Origin of the sequence: Kitasatospora sp. SUK 42, from assembly GCF_015776785.2 — a bacterium.
Classification (GTDB): Bacteria; Actinomycetota; Actinomycetes; order Streptomycetales; family Streptomycetaceae; genus Kitasatospora.
Genome location: NZ_LFMD02000002.1, coordinates 2138473 through 2156710, shown reverse-complemented (window position 1 = coordinate 2156710; position 18238 = coordinate 2138473). Strand labels below are relative to the sequence as shown.

Genomic DNA, 18238 nt, shown 5'->3' with positions numbered 1-18238 from the left:
GGAGTCGGTCAGAGCTCCGCCTGGTGGGGTTCGATGTTGCAGTCGGGGCCGGGGTAGATCAGGCCTTCGTGGCCGTCCTCGAAGCGGACCACGTACGGCGGCTCGCCGTTGGTGCCGCGCACCTCGATGATCTCGCCCTTCTGGTCCGTCATGCCCACCGATCTGCTGTGGATGTGGAGCTGGTCGCCTACCTCTGCGTGCATGATCTGCTCCTCCGGTCGTGGTGGCCGCCCGCGCGGCGGTTCCGCTTTCCACTGTGCTGCGGGGGCGGCGGGCTCGCAACGCCTCGGGCGGACGGGACGCGAGCGGATCGCGTGGCGGGTGTCAGCGGGTGGATGGCTGTTGCGTGAGGTAGCCGCGCACCAGCCGCTTGCATTCGGCGATCAGCGCCGGATCGCCCTCCGGGTCCCCGCGGAAGGCGAGTTTGAGCACCGCGTCGGCGGCCTCCAGGGCGACCCGCAGGGTGAGCGTGGTGGCCGCCGGGTCGCCCGCGGAGAACAGCCCGCCGCCGAGGGCCTGGAGCCGCAGCGCGACGGCGGTGTTGTTGTCGACGCCCGCGTCCAGCAGGTGCTGTTCGTCCCGGACCCCGGAGGGCGCCGTCGTGCCCGCGAGCCCGAAGTCGACCTGGCCGAAGCCGGGCACGGCGCGCTTCATCGCGACGAACTCCTCCACCGCGAGGTCGGTGAAGGTGGCCGCGCCGACCGGGGCGGCCCCGGCGAGCCGGTCGTCGAGCCGTTGGAGGTAGTGGTCGAGGTTGCGGGTGGCGAGCGCGGCCAGCAGGTCCTCCTTGCCGGCGAAGAACTGGTACAGGGTGCCGATCGGCACCTGGGCGCGCTGGGCGACCTCCTTGGTGGTGAGCGCTGTCGCCCCGACCTCGTCCAGCAACCCGGCGCAGGCGTCCAGGATGCGGCCGTACCGCTCCTGGCTGCGCTGCTGGACCGGCCGCCGCCTGGTGACCGGTCCGGGGCTGTGGTGACTCCGAGTGTCCGCGCTCATGAACTCACTGTGCCGCATCGGCTGTTCCGGCGACGAATCACCGGGGCGGGGAAAGGCCCGAGTTGCCGCTGTGGAAGGAATCCAGTGGTGGCCGGAGCTGAACGGCACGGTGGCGGGAAGGTGTCCAGGGGTTGGCATTGGTCTTGTCGTGGACGCGAAGGCCGGTTCATACTCCTGAGGCGGATCACTTTGTGTGATCAACTTACTTCGCTTGGTGATCATCGTGCATTCAGGTGATCACGGATTCAGCCGTCCGTGGCGATGACAGGCGACACCGCCGCCACCCGAGGTCTGGACGAAGCCGTGTGCCTTCCCGCCCCTACCGCGCCCCGTGCCGTGTCCCGTACCGAGTCCCGTTGTGCGTCCCGTCGAACGGAAGGAGGGGGTCGGTTCGGTGACCCCGCACTCCGGAGGGCGTGAGGCCCTCGACACCGAGCACCGCCGCCAGTTCCTGGAATCCGGCTACCTGATACTGCCCGGGCTGCTGCCGGAAGCCCTGCGCGAGCGCCTCGCCCCCGAGGTCGACCGCTGGGTGGACGAGGGCCTGCGGGCCCGCTCGATCGCCGCCTGCACCGACCCGGACCGGTACGGCCCGCCCCCGCTGCTGGAGCTGGAACTCCCCGCCCACGGCGAACTGCTCACCCACCCGCCGCTGCTGCGGGCGCTGACCGGGCTGATCGGGCCGTCCTTCGTCTTCCACCACCTGCACAGCGACCGCCACGCCCCGGACATCCCCGGCAAGGCCTGGCACCACGACTACGAGCCCAACGACCGGGCCGACCCGTCCCTGCTGATGGTCCACGCGCTGCACTACCTCGGCGGCCTGGACGAGAAGGTCGGCAGCCTGGCCGTGCTGCCCGGTTCGCACCGGCACGCCGCCGGCAAGAGCGCCTACGCCCGCCACGGCACCGCCGAGCTGCCCGGCGAGGTGGTGATCGACCGGCTGCCGCCCGGCTCGACCGTGCTGCTCAACTCGGCGCTGTTCCACGCCCGCAGACCGGCGGCCGACGGGCCGGGCAGACCCCGCTACTTCGTCGACGCCTCCTACTGCCAGGTGGGAGCGCGCTGGCGCCCGGTGAAGCCCTACTGGCGGCGGATGCTCGCCCGGGCCCGCGAACTGGACCTGGCCGACCGCCGGTGGCCCGAACTGTTCGCGGAGCGCCACTTCACCGAGTACACCGGAACCGTCTGAGGAGCACTGCCGTGGAGATCGTCACCGCCGTCGCCTACCCCGAGGTCCACGACGCCTTCCTGCGGGACCACCCGGTCGGGCGGGCCCACGAGGCGAACAGCAACATGTACGGCGAGGAGAACCTCGACCGCGCCGACCGGATCCCCGGCGGCTGGTGGCGGGTGCGGCTCTCCCGGGCCGACGTCCTCGGCGTCGTCCTGCCCTGGCACCTCAGCGAGGGCGGCGAGCTCGAACTCGTCCCGCGCTCCGGGCTGACCGTCGGCCAGGCGGCCGACCGCATCCGCTCCGGCGGCACCGCCTGGGCCGCGGCCAATCCGGTCTGCGCGGCGAAGCTGCGGCTGCTGCGTTGGGCGCCGTTCACCCCGCTCTTCCTCAGCACCGGGCCGGTCGACCACCCCGACTACGGGGACCTGCTGGTCCGGGAGGGGCTGATCCACATCGACGGACTGCACCGCATGCTGGCCTGGGAGTTGGCCGGGCGGCTGCCCGGACGGGCCGTGCTGGACGGCTACCTGGTGGGCGACCCCGGGGTCCTCGCCGGGGCGGGGCTGTCGGTGCGGCCGGGACGCGGCGGCAGGGCGGAGCCGCCGGAACGGGTGGTCCGGGCGGGGGACGAGCCGGCGTGACCGCCGCGACGCGACACCTCCGTGCCACGCCCGCCACCGGCTCGCTGAGCGCGCTCCTGTCGGGCCTCGCCCGGGCCCACCCCGACCGGCCCGCCCTCACCGACGGCGTCCGAGCCCTCGACTACCGCACGCTCGACGCCGCAGCCGGGCGGATCGCCGCCCGGCTGAACGCCGACGGCACCGGGCGCGGCGACCGCGTCGCCCTGCTCGGCCCCCGGGACGCCCGGATGCTGGTGCTGCTGCACGGGGTGCTGCGCTCCGGCGCGGCGGCCGTGCTGGCCGACCCGGACTGGTCGGCGGCCGACCTCGCCCGGCGGCTGGCGGCCGTCCGGGTCGGGCGGGTGCTCGCCACCGAGGCCGGGCTCGGCGGCGAGGCGGTGGACCTGGAGGCCGGCGCCGGCGGTGAGGCCGACTCCGGCGCCGAGCCGGCGGGCTTCGAGCCGGCGGGCTTCGGGCCGGCGGGCGAGGACCTCGCCTACCTGTCCTTCACCTCCGGATCCAGCGGCGAACCCAAGGCGGTGGCCGTCACCCACGCCAACGCCCTGCACTACGCGCACGCGCTGGCCGAACGGCTCGGACGCACCGAGGCCGACCCGCCCCGCCTCGCACACGTCACCACCCTGGCCGCCGACCTCGGCCACACCGCCTGGCTGCTCGCCCTGGCCACCGGCGGCTCGGTGCACGTCGTCCCCGACCGCCAGGTGCGCGACCCCGAGGCCTTCTGGGCCTCGCTGCGCCGCGCCGGGGTCGACACCCTCAAGACCACCCCCTCGCACCTGACCGCCCTGCTGGACGGCCGCCCCGACGGCACCCCGCCGCTGCACACCCTGCTGCTCGGCGGCGAGGCCCTGCCCCGCCCGCTCGCCGCCGCCCTGCTCGACGGCGGCGTCACCGAGCGGCTGGCCAACCACTACGGACCGACCGAGACCACCGTCGGCGCCACCTGCTTCCTGGCCACCGACGCCCGTCAACTGCCCGCCGGGGAGCCGACCGTACCGATCGGCAGCGGGATCGGCGAGGTTCTGCTCACCCTGCTGGACGCCGAGGGGCGGGAGGTGCCGGACGGCACGGCGGGGGAGCTGCTGATCGGCGGGCGGGGCGTCAGCGCCGGGTACTACGGCCGACCGGCCGAGACCGCCCGCAGCTTCGTCCGGCACGACGGCCGGCCGATGTACCGCACCGGCGACCTGTGCCGCCGGCGGGCGGACGGCGACCTCGTCTTCCTCGGCCGGGTGGACCGCCAGGTCAAGGTCCGCGGCTACCGGGTCGACCTCGCCGAGGTCGAGCGGGCCATGGACGGCCACCCGGGCGTCGCCCGCTCGGCGGCGCTGCTGCGCGAGACCGGGCTCGGCGGCCAACTGATGGGTGCCGTACGGCTGCTGGAGGGTGCGAGGATCGACGGCCTGGCCGAGTTCCTGCGCGACCGGCTGCCCGGCTACTCCGTGCCGCAGCCGATCCTGGTGCTGCCCGAGTTCCCCGTCGGGCCGAACGGCAAGCTGGACCGGCGGCGGCTGGGCGAACTGGTGGCCGAACTGGTCGAGGCCCGCGCGGAGCCGACGGCGGAAGGCCCGGCCGAGGACGGTCTGGTCGGGGAGATCGCCCGGTTCTGGGCCGGCGCGCTCGGACTGCCCGCCATCGGGCCGCGGGCCGACGTCCTGGGCCTCGGCGGGGACTCCATCCTCGCCATGCGCACCATCGCCTTCCTGCGCCGCTCGGGCCGACGGGTCGCCTACGAGGACTTCTACCGGCACCCGACCGCGGCCGCCCTGGCCCGCGCCGCGGTGCCCGCCGCCACCCCGCTCCCGGCCCCCCGGAGCGGCGGCGGAAGCGGACGACTCGCCCCGGCCCAGCGCTGGTTCTACCGGCAGAAGTCCCTCGCCGACCCACGGCACTGGAACCAGTCGGTGCTGCTGCGCTGCCGCACCGCCGTCGACCCGGCCGCCCTCTCCGCCGCCGTCACCGCCGTCCTGGAACGCCACCCGGCGCTGCGCCGCCCGCTCTCCCCGGACGGCTACGGCCAGCCCCGGGCGGCGGCCGGGCTCGACCCGGTCTCGTACTCCCGCATCCCGCGCGCGGCGGACGCGATCGCCGGGACGATCGCCGGGGTCTGCACCGAACTGCACCGCAGTCTGGACCCGTCGGCCGGGCGGCTGCTGCGCGCCCACCTGTTCTCCGGCCCGCCCGGCACCGACGACCGGCTCGCGCTGATCGCCCATCACCTGGTCGTCGACGGGCTGTCCTGGCGGATCCTGCTCGACGACCTGGCCCACGCCTACCGGGCGGCGCTCGACCGGAAGCCCGCAGAGCTGCCGCCGACCGCCGACTTCTACCGGTGGGCGGCCGCCACCCCACCCACCCCTCCCGCCCCTCCCGCCGCCACCGCCGCCGAACCCGTGGAGCGGAGCCGACCGGCCGCGCTCAGCTGGGCGCTGGACGCCACCGCCACCGCCCGACTGATCGGCCGGTACGGCGGCGGCGCCGGGCTGGAGGCGGCGCTGCTCGCCGCCTTCGCCGGAGCCGTCGGCGAGTGGCAGGGCGAGCCCCGGCTCGCGGTCGAGGTGGAGACCCACGGCCGGGACGCCACCGGCGACCCGGGCGAATTCCTCGACACCGTCGGCTGGTTCACCGCCGTCAAGCACGTCGAACTGGACACCCCCGCCGAGCCGGCCGTGGTCGCGCGACGGCTGCGTGAGGCGCCCGTCCGGCCGATGGACGCGCCCGGCGACCGCCCGGCCGTCGGCTTCAACTTCCTCGGCACCTTCCGGCTGCCCGAGGAACCCGCACTGGACTGGACCGTCGCCGACGAACAGGCGGGCCAGGCCCGCTGCGCCGGCGGCGACCCGCTGTACCGACTCCGGCTCACCGCACGGGTGGTGGAGCAGCGGCTGGTCGCCGACCTGGTCTACGGCCGACCCGGCGTGCCGCACCCCGACGCCGAACGGATCGCCGCCCGCTTCGCCGAGGCCGTCGCCGGGCCGGACGCCGAACGGCCCGTCCGGGCGCCGCTGTCCACCTCCGGGCAGCTGCTGCACGCGCGGGTGCCGCTCACCGCCCGGGCGACCGTCCGGGAACCGGCCCGGGTGCTGCTCACCGGCGCCACCGGCTACCTCGGGCGGCACCTGCTGGACGCCTTCCGGCGGCGCGGCGCCGAGGTCACCTGCCTGGTGCGGGCCGCGGACGACGCCCGGGCCGCGGAACGGCTGACGGCCGGACGGGCCCGGGTCGTCGCCGGGGACATCGACCGGGACGGCCTCGGCCTCTCCCCGGCCGGGCTGCGGCAGGCCCGGGGCGTCGGCATCGTCGTGCACGCGGCGGCGGACGTCCGACTGGTCGCCCCGCCCGACGCGCTGGAGCGCACCAACCTCACCGCCGTGCGCCGACTGCTCGACTGGATCGACGAACACGCCCCGGCGGCCCGCCTCCACCACGTCTCCACGCTCGCCGTCTCCGGCGAGGTCGACGGCCCGCCGCGCCGCTTCAGCGAGGCCGACCTGTGGATCGGGCAGCACTTCCGCACCCCGTACGAGCGCACCAAGTACCGCGCCGAACAGGCCGTCCGCGCCTGGGCGGCCACCGGGCACGCCGCCTACCTGCACCGCAGCGGCCACATCGCGGCGCACAGCCGCACCGGCGCCTTCCAGGCCAACATCGGCGACAACCGGATCTACCAGCTCGTCCGCGGCTACCTGCTGGCCGGCGCCGCCCCCAGCCGCCCGGACACCGCCTTCGCGTTCTCGCACGTGGACACGGTGGCCGCCGGGATCGCCGCGATCGCCCTCGACCCGCACGCCGCGCCCGGCGCCTACCACGTCGAGACCCCGTACGAGACCCCGCACGACCTGCTCGTCGGCTGGCTGGCCGCGCACGGCCACCGCGTCCGGCTCACCGACGAGGAGACCTTCGCGGCCGCCCTCGCCCGGGCCGAGCGGCGGCACCCGACGGCCGCCCGGCTGGCCGCCGCCTGGGCCCAGCAGCAGGAACGCAACGTCCGGGTGGACAGCGCCCGCACCAACGCCGTGCTCGACCGGCTCGGCGTCCGCTTCACCGAACCCACCCCGCAGTGGTGGTCGGCCGCGCTCACCTGGGCCGCCGAGGCCGGCTACCTGCCGCCCCGCTGACCCGATCCAACCGATGGCGAAAGGCAGACTCGTGTCCCAGCTCTCCCCGGTGCTCAAGCAGGCCACCCCCGTCGTCGCCGTACGCGGCGAAGGCCTCCACCTCTACGACGCCGACGGCCGCCGCTACCTCGACTTCACCTCCGGCGTGGGGGTGACCAGCACCGGCCACTGCCACCCCAGGGTGGTCGAGGCCGTCCGCGAACAGGCCGGCCGGCTGCTCCACGGGCAGTACACCACCGTCCTGCACGACCAGCTGCTCACCCTCACCGAACGGCTCGGCGAGGTGCTGCCGGCCGGCCTGGACTCGCTGTTCTACGCCACCGCCGGCACCGAGGCCGTGGAGGCCGCGCTGCGGCTGGCCCGGCACGCCACCGGGCGGCAGAACGTGATCGTCTTCGAGGGCTCCTTCCACGGCCGCACCATGGGCGCGGCCTCGCTCACCACCGCCGGGACGCGCTACCGGGCCGGCATCGGCCCGTTGGCGCCCGGGGTCGCGGTGGCGCCGTTCCCGGCCGCCTTCCGGCTGCGGCTCTCGCTGGGCCTCTCCGAGGACGAGGCGGTGGCGTACGCCCTGCGCGGGCTGGACGAGGTGCTGGCCACCGTCTCCGCGCCCGCCGAAACCGCGGCGATGTTCGTCGAACCGGTGCTCGGCGAGGGCGGTTACGTCCCCGCCCCGCCCGGCTTCCTCGCCGGACTGCGCGAGCGCGCCGACCGGCACGGCATCCTGCTGGTCTTGGACGAGGTGCAGACCGGCTTCGGGCGGACCGGCCGCTTCTGGGCCCACCAGTACGAGGAGGGCGTGCGGCCCGATGTGCTGATCACCGCCAAGGGCCTGGCCAGCGGCTTCCCGCTGTCCGCGATCGCCGCGCCGACCGGGCTGATGCAACGCGCCTGGCCCGGCTCGCAGGGCGGCACCTACGGCGGCAACCCGGTGGCCTGCGCCGCCGCCCTGGCCACGCTGGACGTGCTGCGCGAGGAACGGCTGGTCGAGAACGCCGCCGAACAGGGAGCCCGGCTGCTCGACGGCCTGCGGACGGTGGCCGCCGGGGCGCCCGCCATCGGCGACGTCAGGGGCCTGGGGCTGATGGCGGCCAGCGAGTTCTGCCGGCCGGACGGCTCGCCGGACCCGGAGGCCGCCCGGCGGGTCCAGCAGGCGGCGGCCGACCTCGGCCTGCTGCTCCTGCTCTGTGGGGTCCACCTCAACGTCGTCCGGATGATCCCCGCGCTGGTCGTCACGGCCGGGCAGGTCGACGAGGCGCTGGCGCTCTGGTCGAAGGCCGTCGCGGCCGGGGCCCGGTAGGGGGAGAGGCGGATGAACGAGCACACGGTGACCGAAATCGGCTGGAGCAGCCTGGAGTTGGAGGCCCGGCGGGAGCTGTGGTCGCTGGCGCTGACGGACCGCGAGCGGCAGGAGCTGTGGGCCGGCGCCCACGCCGGGCGCTGGGCCGCGGCCGCGCCGGTCCGCGAACGGCTGCGCGCCTTCGTCCGGGAGAGCGCCGGCTCGGTCGGGCTCACCCATGTCGGCAACCTGATGGACCCGGCCCTGCCGGAGAAGGAGATCACCGAGGCGCTCTCCCTCCTGCTGCGGGACTACGGCCGGATCGTGCCGCAGAACGGGCGCGGCGACCTCACCTCGGTGCTGCGGGACCAGGACGGCGACGGCAACACCGAACTGGGCTTCCACTGCGACACCTGCGACCTCCTCGTCCTGCTCTGTCTCCAACCCGCCTACCACGGCGGCGGGTTGACCAAGCTGGCGAGCGCCCGTCACGTGCACGACCTGATCGGGCTGGAACGGCCGGACGCACTGGCCACCCTCCGCGAGGAGTGGACCTTCGACCGGACCGGCCGGGCGGGCCCCCAGGTCGTGGTCACCCCGATCCTCTACTCCCGGAGGGACGGGACGATCGGCTGCTACTACCAGACCCGCACCGTCCGCTCCTCCCCGGACCGTGGCGGCCCGGCGCTGACCGACCGTCAATGGGAGGCGCTCGGCGTGCTGGACGAGGTGCTCTACCGGCCGGAGATCGCCTTCGGCCTGCCGATGGCCGCCGGAGACCTGCTGATCATCCGCAACAGCAGGGTGCTGCACGGGCGTTCCGCGTACGTGGACGAACCGGGGCCGCACGCCCGGCGGATGCTGCGGATCTGGTTGAACGAGGGGGAGACGTGGGCGCCGTGAACGGACGGATCGCGCTGGTGACCGGAGGCGGCAGCGGGCTCGGCCGCGCCTCCTCGCTGGCCCTGCTGTCGGCGGGCTGGACGGTGGTGCTGGCCGGGCGGCGCAAGGAGGCGCTGGAGGAGACCGCCGCGCTCGCGGACGCCGGGCCCGACCGGGTGCTGGCCGTACCGGCCGACATCCGCAGCCCCGAGGAGGTCACCCGGCTCTTCGACGCCGTCCGCGACCGGTACGGCCGGCTGGACCTGCTGTTCAACAACGCGGGCGCCGCCGCCCCGCGCCGGCCGATCACCGAGACCCCGTTCGCGGACTGGAACCGGGTGCTCGACACCATCGTCACCGGCAGCTTCCTCTGCGCCCGCGAGGCCTTCCGGCTGATGAGCACCCAGACCCCGCAGGGCGGGCGGATCATCAACAACGGCGCGCCCTCGGCGCACGTGCCCCGCCCCAACTCCGCCGCCTACACGGCCGCCAAGCACGCCGTCCTCGGCCTCACCAAGGTGCTCGCCCTGGACGGCCGCCCGTACGGCATCTCCTGCGGGCAGATCGACGTCGGAAACGTCGCCCCACCGGACGGCCGTCCGCAGCCGGCCGCGATGCAGGCGGACGGGACGATGGCGGTGGAGGCGACCATCCCGGTGGAGCGCTTCACCGAGGCCCTGCTGCTGATGGCCTCGCAGCCGCCGGACACCGTCATCCAGTCCCTGGTGGTGCTGCCGGCCACCATGCCGTTCGTCGGGCGGGGGTGAGGCGGTGCTGGTCAGCGCCCGCTCCTTCGCGGACTACCGCGCGATGTTCGCACTCACCGAGCGCGACCTGGAACAGCGCATCCTCGACTGCCCGGCCGGCGCCGCGAGCTTCGTCGCCGAGGCCGGGCGGCGGGGGGTCGACGCGGTGGCGGTGGACCGCGAATACGCCTTCCATCGGGAGGAGTTGGGCCTGATGGTGGAGCTGGAGACCAGGTTCAAGTGCCCGACGCTGGTGCGGGAGGCGAAGGACTTCGTCTGGTCCTGGTACGCGGACCCGCACGACCTGGCCCGCCAGTGGATCGGCAACGCCCGGCTGTTCCGGGCCGACATCGCCGCCCGTCCGGAACGCTACATCGCCGGCGAGCTGCCCGAACTCCCCTTCCACAACGGCTCCTTCGACCTGGTGCTCAGCTCGCACCTGCTGTTCTCGTACGGCAACCGGCTGGGGGAGGACTTCCTCCGCGCCGGGCTGCTGGAGCTCGCCCGGGTGGCACGGCGCGAGGTCCGGATCTTCCCGGTCACGGTGTACGACACCGGCGAACGGCACCCGGGGCTCGACCGGCTGCGCGAGGAGCTCGGCGGGCTCGGGATCGCGAGCCGGGTGGAACGGGTGGCCTACGAGTTCCAGCCCGGCAGCGACGAGCTGCTGGTGCTCTCCTGCGCCCGGTACCGGGCTCGGGCACGGACCGTCCCACCCGGGGCGGCCGCCGTCGACCCGGTGCGGTGGCGCCACCGGGAGGGCGGCGCCTGAGGCCCCGTTCGGCCGGGCAGCGGAATATCCGCACGACGGAGGCCCGGCCGCTCCGCTACGGTGCGATCATGGTGAACTTCGTACTGGTCGCGGGCGCGCGGCTCGGGGCCTGGGCCTGGGACGACGTGGCGCCGCGGCTGCGGGCGGCCGGGCACGGCGTGCACCCGTTGACGCTGTCCGGGCTGGCCGAGAAGCGGGGCACCCCGGCCGGGCAGCAGACCCACGTCCGGGACATCGTGGCCGAGGTCGAGCGCCTGGACCTGCGCGAGGTCGTCCTGGTCGGCCACAGCTACGCGGGCGTCCCGGCCGGGCAGGCCGCGGGGCGGATCGGCGAACGGCTGGCCCGGATCGTCCTCGTCGACGCCGCCGTCCCGGTCGACGGCGAGTCCTTCGCCCAGGGCTGGCCGGACGGCGGACGGGAGCTGGTCGGGGAGCTCGCCGCCAACGGCGGCCACTGGCCGCGCGCGACCGCCGCCCACTTCGCGGGCCATGACCTGACCGACGAACAGATCGCCCGCATCGTCGCCGGCTCGACCCCGCACCCGGGCGCCACCCTCACCGAGCCCGCCGCCCTGACCAGGCCGCTCGGCGAACTCCCCGGCACGTACGTCCTGTGCCTGCCCGCCGGCGAGGAGCCGTCCGCGCAGGACCTGGCCGAGCTGCCGGCCGGCGAGCACTGGCGCCTGGTCGAACTGCGCACCGGCCACTGGCCGATGTTCTCCCGCCCGGGCGAACTCGCCCGCATCCTGCTCGACGCCGCGGGCGCGGGGGAGATCGGAGCATCCTGAGAAACGCACGCGACGAGGCCGCACCCGCCGAGCGGGTGCGGCCTCGTCGACGGAGCGTCAGACCGCCGCCGGGGCGTCGGCCTCCTCTTCCTCCGCCGCCTTGACCGGCTTCGGCCGGGCGAAGTACTGGTAGCCGATCGTCAGGGCCGCCAGGGCCGCCCCGACGCCGCCGGTGACCGCGAAGCCCCAGGCCGGGGCGGAGTGGTCGATGACGGCCCCGGCCAGCGGCGCGCCGATCGCCGCGCCGATGGTCATCGCCGAGCCCTGCAGGCCCGCGGCCTGGCCGACCACCGAGGCCGGCACCGCCCGGGTGACCTCCTCGGAGGCCGAGGCGAGGGTCGGTGCGCACATGAAGCCCGAGGGGAGCAGGGCGAGGGCGAGCCAGAACCAGCCCCCGTGGCCGATGATCCCGACGGGGGCGATGGTGAGCCCCATCAGCAGCATCAGCCTCGGCAGCCGCCAGGGCTTGCTGGTGGCGCCGTGCCAGAACCCGCCCACCATGGAGGCCGCGCACCAGATCGCGACGCAGATCCCGGCCCACCCGGTGGAGTCGATGTCGCGCAGGACGGCGGTGATCGAGATCTCGCTGCCGGCCAGGACGAGGTTCGCCGCCATGCTGACGCCCAGGACCAGCAGGAAGCCGGGGCGGAGCCAGAGGCTGAGCCCGCTCGGTTCCGGGGCCGCCGAGTCCTTGGTGCCGGCCGTCGCCCCGCCGGCCTCCAGGGGAGGGGCGAGCCGGGTGAGCAGCAGCCCGGCTCCCAGGTAGAGCACGCCGATCCCGGTCATCGTCGCGGTGGCGTCGTTCACCATGGTGATGGCACCGACCGCGATGGACGGTCCGACCATGAACACCACCTCGACGAGGATCGCGTCGAGGGCGAACGCCTTCCGCTGGTGCTCGGAGGGGATGCGCGTGGCGATCGCCCGACGGATGGTCGTGAACACGGGCAGCCCCATGAACCCGGCCACCAGGGACGCCGCGAGCAGCCACGGATAGCTGAGGTAGGGCGCGCCGACCCAGAACACGGCGTCGACCGCGCCGGTGACCAGCACCACCGGGCGCACGCCGAAGCGGTCCAGGGAACGGCCCAGCAGGGGTGCGCCCATGGCCCCGCCGACGGTCAGCATCAGGTCCGCGAGCCCCGCCGCGCCGTAGCCGCGGTCCAGGTCGATGACGACGTGCAGGGCGAGGGCCATCGAGGCCGCCGTGAACGGGAGGCGGGCGAGCAGGCCGACGAAGAACAGGGTGCGCGCTCCGGGGAGCGCCAGGAGTCCTCGATAGGACGCGAAGGCCTTGAACATCGGTCACTCCTCCCCGACGCGGACGAGCATCTTGCCGGTGTTGTCGCCCCGCATCACGCCGAGGAACGCCTCGACGACGTGGTCGAAGCCCTCGACGATCTGCTCGTCGGCGACGATCCGTCCGGCCTGCAGATGGGGCGTCAGCCAGGACTGCGCCTCCTGCCGCAGGTGCATGAAGTGCCGTACCTGGTAGCCGCGCAGGTGGATGCTGCGGTCCGAGACGGCGTAGAGGTTCCGGGGGGCGGACGGCGGCCGGTCGGGGTGGTTGTACTGGGAGATCGCGCCGACCCAGGCGATCCGGCCGAACTCGCGGGTGGCGCCGATCGCCGCCTCCAGGTGGTCGCCGCCCACGCCCTCCAGCACCGCGTCGACGCCGTTCGGGGCCACCTTCGCGAGCAGTTCGGCCACGGGCCCGTCGTGGTAGTCGAAGGCCGCGTCGAAGCCGAGCCGCTCGACCACGTGACGGGCCTTCGCCGCCGAGCCGGCGCTGCCGACCACGGGCCCGGCGCCGGCCAGCTTCGCGATCTGGCCGGCCACGCCGCCGACCGCGCCGGCGGCCGCCGAGACGTAGACCGCCTCCCCGGACTGGACCCGGAGGATCTCGCGGACGCCCACGTAGGCGGTCAGGCCGGTCGCGCCGAGCACCGACAGGTACGTCGCCGTCGACACGCCGGCCGCGGGCCGGATCACCCGTCCGTAGCCGTGCCGGATCAGGGAGTGCGTGCTCCAGCCTCCGCCGTGCTCCACCAGGTCGCCCACCTTGAGGTCGGGGTCGCCGGAGCGCACGATGCGGCCGATGGCCCGGCCGTACCCGAGCGGTTCGTGGAGCGGCCACTCCTCGTCCATGAGCTCGCGCATGTACGGGTCGACGGACAGGTAGATGTTCTCCGCCAGGGCGGTGCCGGGTTCGACCGCGGGGAGCGGATGCTCCACGACGGCGAAGTGTTCGGCGCCGGGAGCGCCGTCGGGTCGCGCCACCTGGTGCACGGCGCGGAAGGTGGAAGACATCGTCTCCGTCCTGGGGTTGGGGGCTGGCGGGTGTGGGAAGCGGGATCGGGGCGCCTCAGTGGCGGTCGGTGTCCTGGTCCGGGTACAGGAACATCGGGGACAGGCGCCGGTCGGTGGAGTCGGCCGGTTCGCCGGAGTGTACGAGCCGCCCGCCGCCGCCGCCCAGACCGCCCGGGACCCAGTACAGGCCCAGGCACGCGTCCCAGGACTCCGTGAGGCCGGTCTCGACGTTCACCGCCACCTCCTCGCGGGGGACGACCCGTTGCTGGGCCACCGCGCCCTCGGCGGCGCCGCGGCGCAGCGCGTCGGCCCACTGCTCGTCGGAGACCAGCCAGCCGCAGGTGATGCCCCGGCTGGCGAAACCGGCGTCGGGCTTGAGGATCAGGTGCTCGCGGCGCTCACGGCAGTCCGCGACCACCTCGTCGAGCCCCGCCGCACCCGGTACCAGGGCGCGGGTCCACGGCAGCACCCGGTCCACCATGTCCCGTTCGTCCTGCGACATGTGACCGCGCAGCCGGGGGTCCGACAGGTACGCCAGGAACCGCTTGTTGTCGATCAGATCGCACTCCAGCGGGGCCCACAGCGCGACCTGTCCGGACCGGTGAGCATCCCGCAGCCGCACCGTGGTGCGCCAGGCGTCCGGGTCGTCGACGACCTGGTCCAGGTCGAACAGCCGGTACACGAGGTCCACCCGCCGGCCCTGGAAGCGCACCTCGGAGGCGGTCACCTCCAGCTCGTGGACCTCGCCGATCCGGCAGTCGAGCCCCTCGGCCTCCAGCAGGCGGTGCAGCAGGAACCACGAGCCCTCGGCGTAGAGGTCGAGGCCGCCCGTGCCCTCGACCATGGCGATGACCGGGTCGCGGCCCGAGGTGACGGGGGCGGCGGAGGACCGCAGCGCTTCGGCCAGCAGCTTGGTCTGCTTCAGGTAGTGCAGGCCGTGCGCCGTCCCGAACTCGCGGAAGGCGTCGTTGGCCCAGAACATGTCCGCCAGCGGCTCCACCCACTCCTGGCCGCCCACGGATCCGCCGACGTTGAACTCCAGGATCCGCAGCGCCTCGCCGTCGTGGTAGGAGTCGATCCGGCCGAAGCGCGACGGGCTCTGCTGCTCGAACTCCCCGACCAGCTCGGCCTTGCGCGGGTCCAGGCCCAGCGCTTGGCAGGTCCGCGCGACGTCGCCGTCGAACAGCCGCTTCGGCAGGGCCGTCAGCAACTCGACCGTGCCGAGCAGATCGGCTCCGAAGGCGCGCAGCTCCGACTCGGGGTAGACCAGCGGCCGGCTCAGGTACCGGGCGCGCTTCAGGTCGGCGAGGACGGGGTGCTGCCGGGGGTCGATCGACTGCAACGGGCTGCCGGGCCTGGCGAGTTCCGCGTTGAGCAGCGCGGACACCGGTTCCTTCGCCATCACGACTCCACCCGCCGGTCGATCACGCCGCGGACCTTGCCGCTGACCGGGTGGCGCGGCAGCTCGCCCTCGCCGAGGCATTCCACAGCGAAGTGGAACAGCAACTCGTCCTCCTCCCATTCCTGCTGCCCGCCGAGGAGTTTGAACTTCGACTCCAGGTGCGCCTTCACCTCCGCCGGATCCAGCGGGCGGGTGGACTCGGTCCGGATCACGATGGACTCGTGCCGGTCGCGGGAGGCGATCTCGATCTGCACCTCGGAGACCTCGAAGGCGGCCAGCTCGGCCACGACGTCCCCGTAGAGCATGGTCTGGGCGTGGGCCTTGATCTGTCCGTCGGAGCGCCCCAGGTACTCCAGCACCCGGCCGCTCAGGCCGCAGCCGCAGCTGTGCTCGTAGATGCGGCCGATGTCGCCGATCCGGTAGCGGATCAGCGGCCCCTCCAGCTTCTGCAGGCTGGTCACCAGCAGTTCGCCGACCTCGCCGTCGGGCAGCGGCCCGCCCTGCTCGTCCACCACCTCGATGAGGTTGTAGTCGTCGCAGACGTGGTGCAGCGTCCCGCTCATCTCGGAGCACTGGTAGCCGAGTTGGGCGCCGTCGTTGGCGGCGAGGATGCTGGCCACGACCTTGGCGCCCAGCTCGTCGCGGAGCCACTGCTTGTCGGTCTCCATCATCGGGCTGCCGCCGTACAGCACCTTCTCGATCCGCAGCTCGGGGAAGGCGGCCTTGGAGGCCCGCAGCACCGGCAGCAGCAGGGAGGGCATGCCCAGCACGGCGTTGGCGTCGAAGCTGCGCACCAGCATCAGGATGTGGTCCGCGTTCGCGCGGCCGCCGACGGTGTAGGTCTCCACCGGCATCCGGGAGAGCTCGTTCTGACTGGTCACCAGTCCGCCGTAGAGCTCCCCGCCGAACAGGGTGTTGATGACCCGGTCGCCCGGCCGCAGGCCCAGCGCGTACAGCACCGGGATCGCCTCGCGGATCATGTTGGTCCAGTCGGCGCGCGAGTAGACGATGTACCGGGGGGTCCCGGCGGTGGCGCCGCTGCGCAGGACCTCGCCGCTGGGCCGGTCGCCGCTGTTCAGGTCGGTCGAGGTCGGCAGGGAGTGCTGCTCCAGGTCCGCCTTGTCGAGGATCGGCAGCCGCTGGAGGTCGGCGCGCTCCGTCACCCGCGGCAGGTCGAGCCCCTGGTAGTACGGGGCGCGCCGGGCGCGCTCGACGAGGTAGCGCAGGCGCGCCGCGACCCGGCCGTCCAGCCCGTCGGCGGCCGCGGCCCGGGCCTGGGCCAGCGTGGTGCCCGGCAGGTACTCGCGCCGGGACAGCCCCTGGGCCCAGCCGGAGGTGCAGTCGAGCCGGAAGCGCCGGGCGTCGACGTCGGCGTCCGTGGTGGCGCCGCCGACCGCCGGCAGCGGCGGGACGTCGACCACGACGGCGTCCGGGAAGGACTCGCCCGGCTCGGCGGTCCGCAGGGCGGGCAGCGGGAAGCCCGGGGCCCGCAGCAGGTCCTCGACCGTGCGCCACCACTGCGGCCGTGCGGTCCGGACGATGACGTCGTCGCCGGACGCCCAGGCCAGCAGCAGGCCGCGCAGTGCCGACTCGGCGGCGTCCGGCGCCGAGTCGTCGAAGACGACCGTGCCGACCGGCGAGAAGGCGATCACGTCGTCGCTGTCCGTCAGCGGACGCCACGGGTACTGGCTCACGCCGCCGAAGAGCTCGTCGAGCCCTTCGGCCAGTTCGTCCGTGCGGAACAGGAAGGCGACGCCGGCGTCGACGAGCGCCCGTGCCGCCGGCGAACCGGGCTCGCGCGTCAGCGCCTGCTCGACGTGTTCGACGGCCAGCAGCAGATCGGTCGGGTGGTACGGCCCGGCGCTCGCCGGCTGCGTCCCGGCAGCCGAGTGGACCGGGGTGGTGGTGGCGGTCACGGCCTGGGACCTCCTGGGGTGTGGGCGGGCTCGGGCTGGCTCACGCGGATGGAGCCGGCACAGTCCGCGAGGAAGCGGGCGAGTTCGACGGGATCGGGGTGCGAGGCCTCGATGAAGGCGGGGACCTGCCATTCCTGGTAGGTGATCCGGGCGGATCCGCCGTCGGACCCGGTGCCCGGGTCCTCCAGCAGGTGCAGCCGGTCCAGTGCCGGGTGGTCGCGCAGCCGCTCGGGCACCTCGGTCCGCCAGGGGCGGGACGGGTCCAGCCGGTGCCCGGGGAAGATGGCGAAGCCGTGGTACCGCCCGCTCGGCGCCAGGGGGGCCGGTCGGGGGAGGCCGAGCCGGATCGCGACCTCGTGGTGGCCCAGGTGGACTCCGGTGTGCCGCAGGTGGGAGGTGACGATGCCGCCGCCGCCGAGCCGGTTCGCGACCTCCAGGAAGACCAGCTCCCCGGCGGCGGTCTCGAAGAACTCCAGGTGGATGCAGCCGGCCTCGATCCGCAGCGCCTCCACCACCCGCTCGGTGAACGCCGTGTGGCGCGGGTCGGCGGGCAGCTGCCCGGTGGCGATGGGGGCGCCGGCGGCGAAGTCGACGGGCTTGCCGATGTACCGGCTGACCACCAGGTCCGTCACCTGCCCGGCAGTCACCAGGCCGTCCGCGTGGAAGAGTTCGCCCTCGATGTACTCCTCCAGCTGGTACTCCAGCGGATCGGGCAGCTCCCGGTGGTGGGCGAGGGCCTCCTCGGCCGTGGCGTGGATGGTCACCCCGTCGCTGGAGGCGCCCTGCCGCGGCTTGACGACCGTACGGCCGGTCCACGGCAGCCGCCCCGAGGCCGGGGGAGCCGCCACGAACCGGGGGTGGCGCACGTCGGCCTCGACGAGCGCCCGCTTCATGGCGACCTTGTCGCGGATCAGCTCCAGGCGCGCGCGGTCGGGGCCGGGGATGCCGAGGTGCTCGCGCACCGCCGCGGCTTCGAGGATCCCGAACTCGGACAGCGCCAGCACCTGCTCCCAGCCGTCGGCCCGGTCGGTGCGGGCGATGATCTGCTCGGCCAGCCCGTCCGGGCCGTCGAGCACCACGCGCCCGCACCGCAGCGACGGCGGGATCTCGGCGATCGAGTCGGCCGTCCCGAAGTACGTGACGTCGTGCGCCTCGTGGTCGATCGCCAGGTGGTAGCCGATCTTCCGGTACGGGACCTGATGCATCACCAG

General features: G+C 74.4%; 15 protein-coding genes. 8 read left to right on the top strand and 7 right to left on the bottom strand.

Annotation, left to right across the window (positions count from 1 at the left end; genetic code table 11):
• Nucleotides 1-8 precede the first annotated feature (8 nt).
• A complete protein-coding gene (locus tag RZ50_RS09370; RefSeq protein ID WP_196949242.1) occupies nt 9-203 on the bottom strand; it encodes a DUF1918 domain-containing protein in 195 nt (64 codons plus the stop codon).
• A gap of 121 nt (nt 204-324) precedes the next feature.
• Nucleotides 325-996, bottom strand: coding sequence for a TetR/AcrR family transcriptional regulator (locus RZ50_RS09365; RefSeq protein ID WP_196949243.1), 672 nt, complete (start codon nt 994-996; stop codon nt 325-327).
• A 394-nt stretch (nt 997-1390) separates the two neighbouring features.
• Between RZ50_RS09365 and RZ50_RS09360 the strand changes: the two genes are divergently transcribed.
• The 8 genes from RZ50_RS09360 to RZ50_RS09330 all read left to right on the top strand — a co-directional run bounded on the left by RZ50_RS09360 (nt 1391) and on the right by RZ50_RS09330 (nt 11399).
• On the top strand, nt 1391-2188 hold the full coding sequence (locus tag RZ50_RS09360) for a phytanoyl-CoA dioxygenase family protein (protein WP_308271548.1): 798 nt from the start codon (nt 1391-1393) through the stop codon (nt 2186-2188).
• 11 nt (nt 2189-2199) lie between these two features.
• Nucleotides 2200-2814 (top strand): DUF6309 family protein, encoded by a 615-nt coding sequence (locus tag RZ50_RS09355; RefSeq protein WP_196949244.1) that lies wholly within the window; start codon nt 2200-2202, stop codon nt 2812-2814.
• Entirely contained in the window at nt 2811-6932 is a 4122-nt protein-coding gene (locus tag RZ50_RS09350; protein WP_217680361.1) for an AMP-binding protein, read from the top strand. Before RZ50_RS09355 ends, RZ50_RS09350 begins: the two co-directional genes overlap by 4 nt.
• 31 nt (nt 6933-6963) lie before the next feature.
• Entirely contained in the window at nt 6964-8232 is a 1269-nt protein-coding gene (locus RZ50_RS09345) for an aspartate aminotransferase family protein (protein ID WP_217680360.1), read from the top strand.
• Nucleotides 8233-8244: 12 nt separating this feature from the next.
• Entirely contained in the window at nt 8245-9114 is an 870-nt protein-coding gene (locus tag RZ50_RS28990) for a TauD/TfdA family dioxygenase (protein WP_254802046.1), read from the top strand.
• Nucleotides 9111-9860, top strand: coding sequence for an SDR family oxidoreductase (locus RZ50_RS09340; protein WP_308271547.1), 750 nt, complete (start codon nt 9111-9113; stop codon nt 9858-9860). The genes RZ50_RS28990 and RZ50_RS09340 overlap by 4 nt, the downstream gene beginning before the upstream one ends.
• 4 nt (nt 9861-9864) lie before the next feature.
• Nucleotides 9865-10611 carry a class I SAM-dependent methyltransferase gene (locus RZ50_RS09335; protein WP_217680358.1) on the top strand — a complete coding sequence of 249 codons (747 nt, stop codon included), beginning with the start codon at nt 9865-9867 and terminating at the stop codon, nt 10609-10611.
• 68 nt (nt 10612-10679) lie between these two features.
• On the top strand, nt 10680-11399 hold the full coding sequence (locus tag RZ50_RS09330) for an alpha/beta fold hydrolase (protein WP_217680357.1): 720 nt from the start codon (nt 10680-10682) through the stop codon (nt 11397-11399).
• Between the two features lie 57 nt (nt 11400-11456).
• On the opposite strand, the gene RZ50_RS09325 is transcribed toward RZ50_RS09330, so the two are convergent.
• Genes RZ50_RS09325 through RZ50_RS09305 form a run of 5 tightly spaced genes read right to left on the bottom strand, consistent with a single transcriptional unit; the run spans nt 11457 to nt 18232 of the window.
• Nucleotides 11457-12701, bottom strand: coding sequence for an MFS transporter (locus RZ50_RS09325; protein ID WP_217680356.1), 1245 nt, complete (start codon nt 12699-12701; stop codon nt 11457-11459).
• Nucleotides 12702-12704: 3 nt separating this feature from the next.
• Nucleotides 12705-13709 carry an NADP-dependent oxidoreductase gene (locus tag RZ50_RS09320; RefSeq protein WP_217680355.1) on the bottom strand — a complete coding sequence of 335 codons (1005 nt, stop codon included), beginning with the start codon at nt 13707-13709 and terminating at the stop codon, nt 12705-12707.
• 55 nt (nt 13710-13764) lie between these two features.
• Entirely contained in the window at nt 13765-15111 is a 1347-nt protein-coding gene (locus RZ50_RS09315; RefSeq protein WP_217680353.1) for a hypothetical protein, read from the bottom strand.
• On the bottom strand, nt 15111-17027 hold the full coding sequence (locus RZ50_RS09310) for a phenylacetate--CoA ligase family protein (protein ID WP_308271546.1): 1917 nt from the start codon (nt 17025-17027) through the stop codon (nt 15111-15113). Before RZ50_RS09310 ends, RZ50_RS09315 begins: the two co-directional genes overlap by 1 nt.
• Nucleotides 17024-18232, bottom strand: coding sequence for an acetyl-CoA carboxylase biotin carboxylase subunit family protein (locus RZ50_RS09305; RefSeq protein WP_254802045.1), 1209 nt, complete (start codon nt 18230-18232; stop codon nt 17024-17026). The genes RZ50_RS09310 and RZ50_RS09305 overlap by 4 nt, the downstream gene beginning before the upstream one ends.
• Nucleotides 18233-18238: the final 6 nt, after the last annotated feature.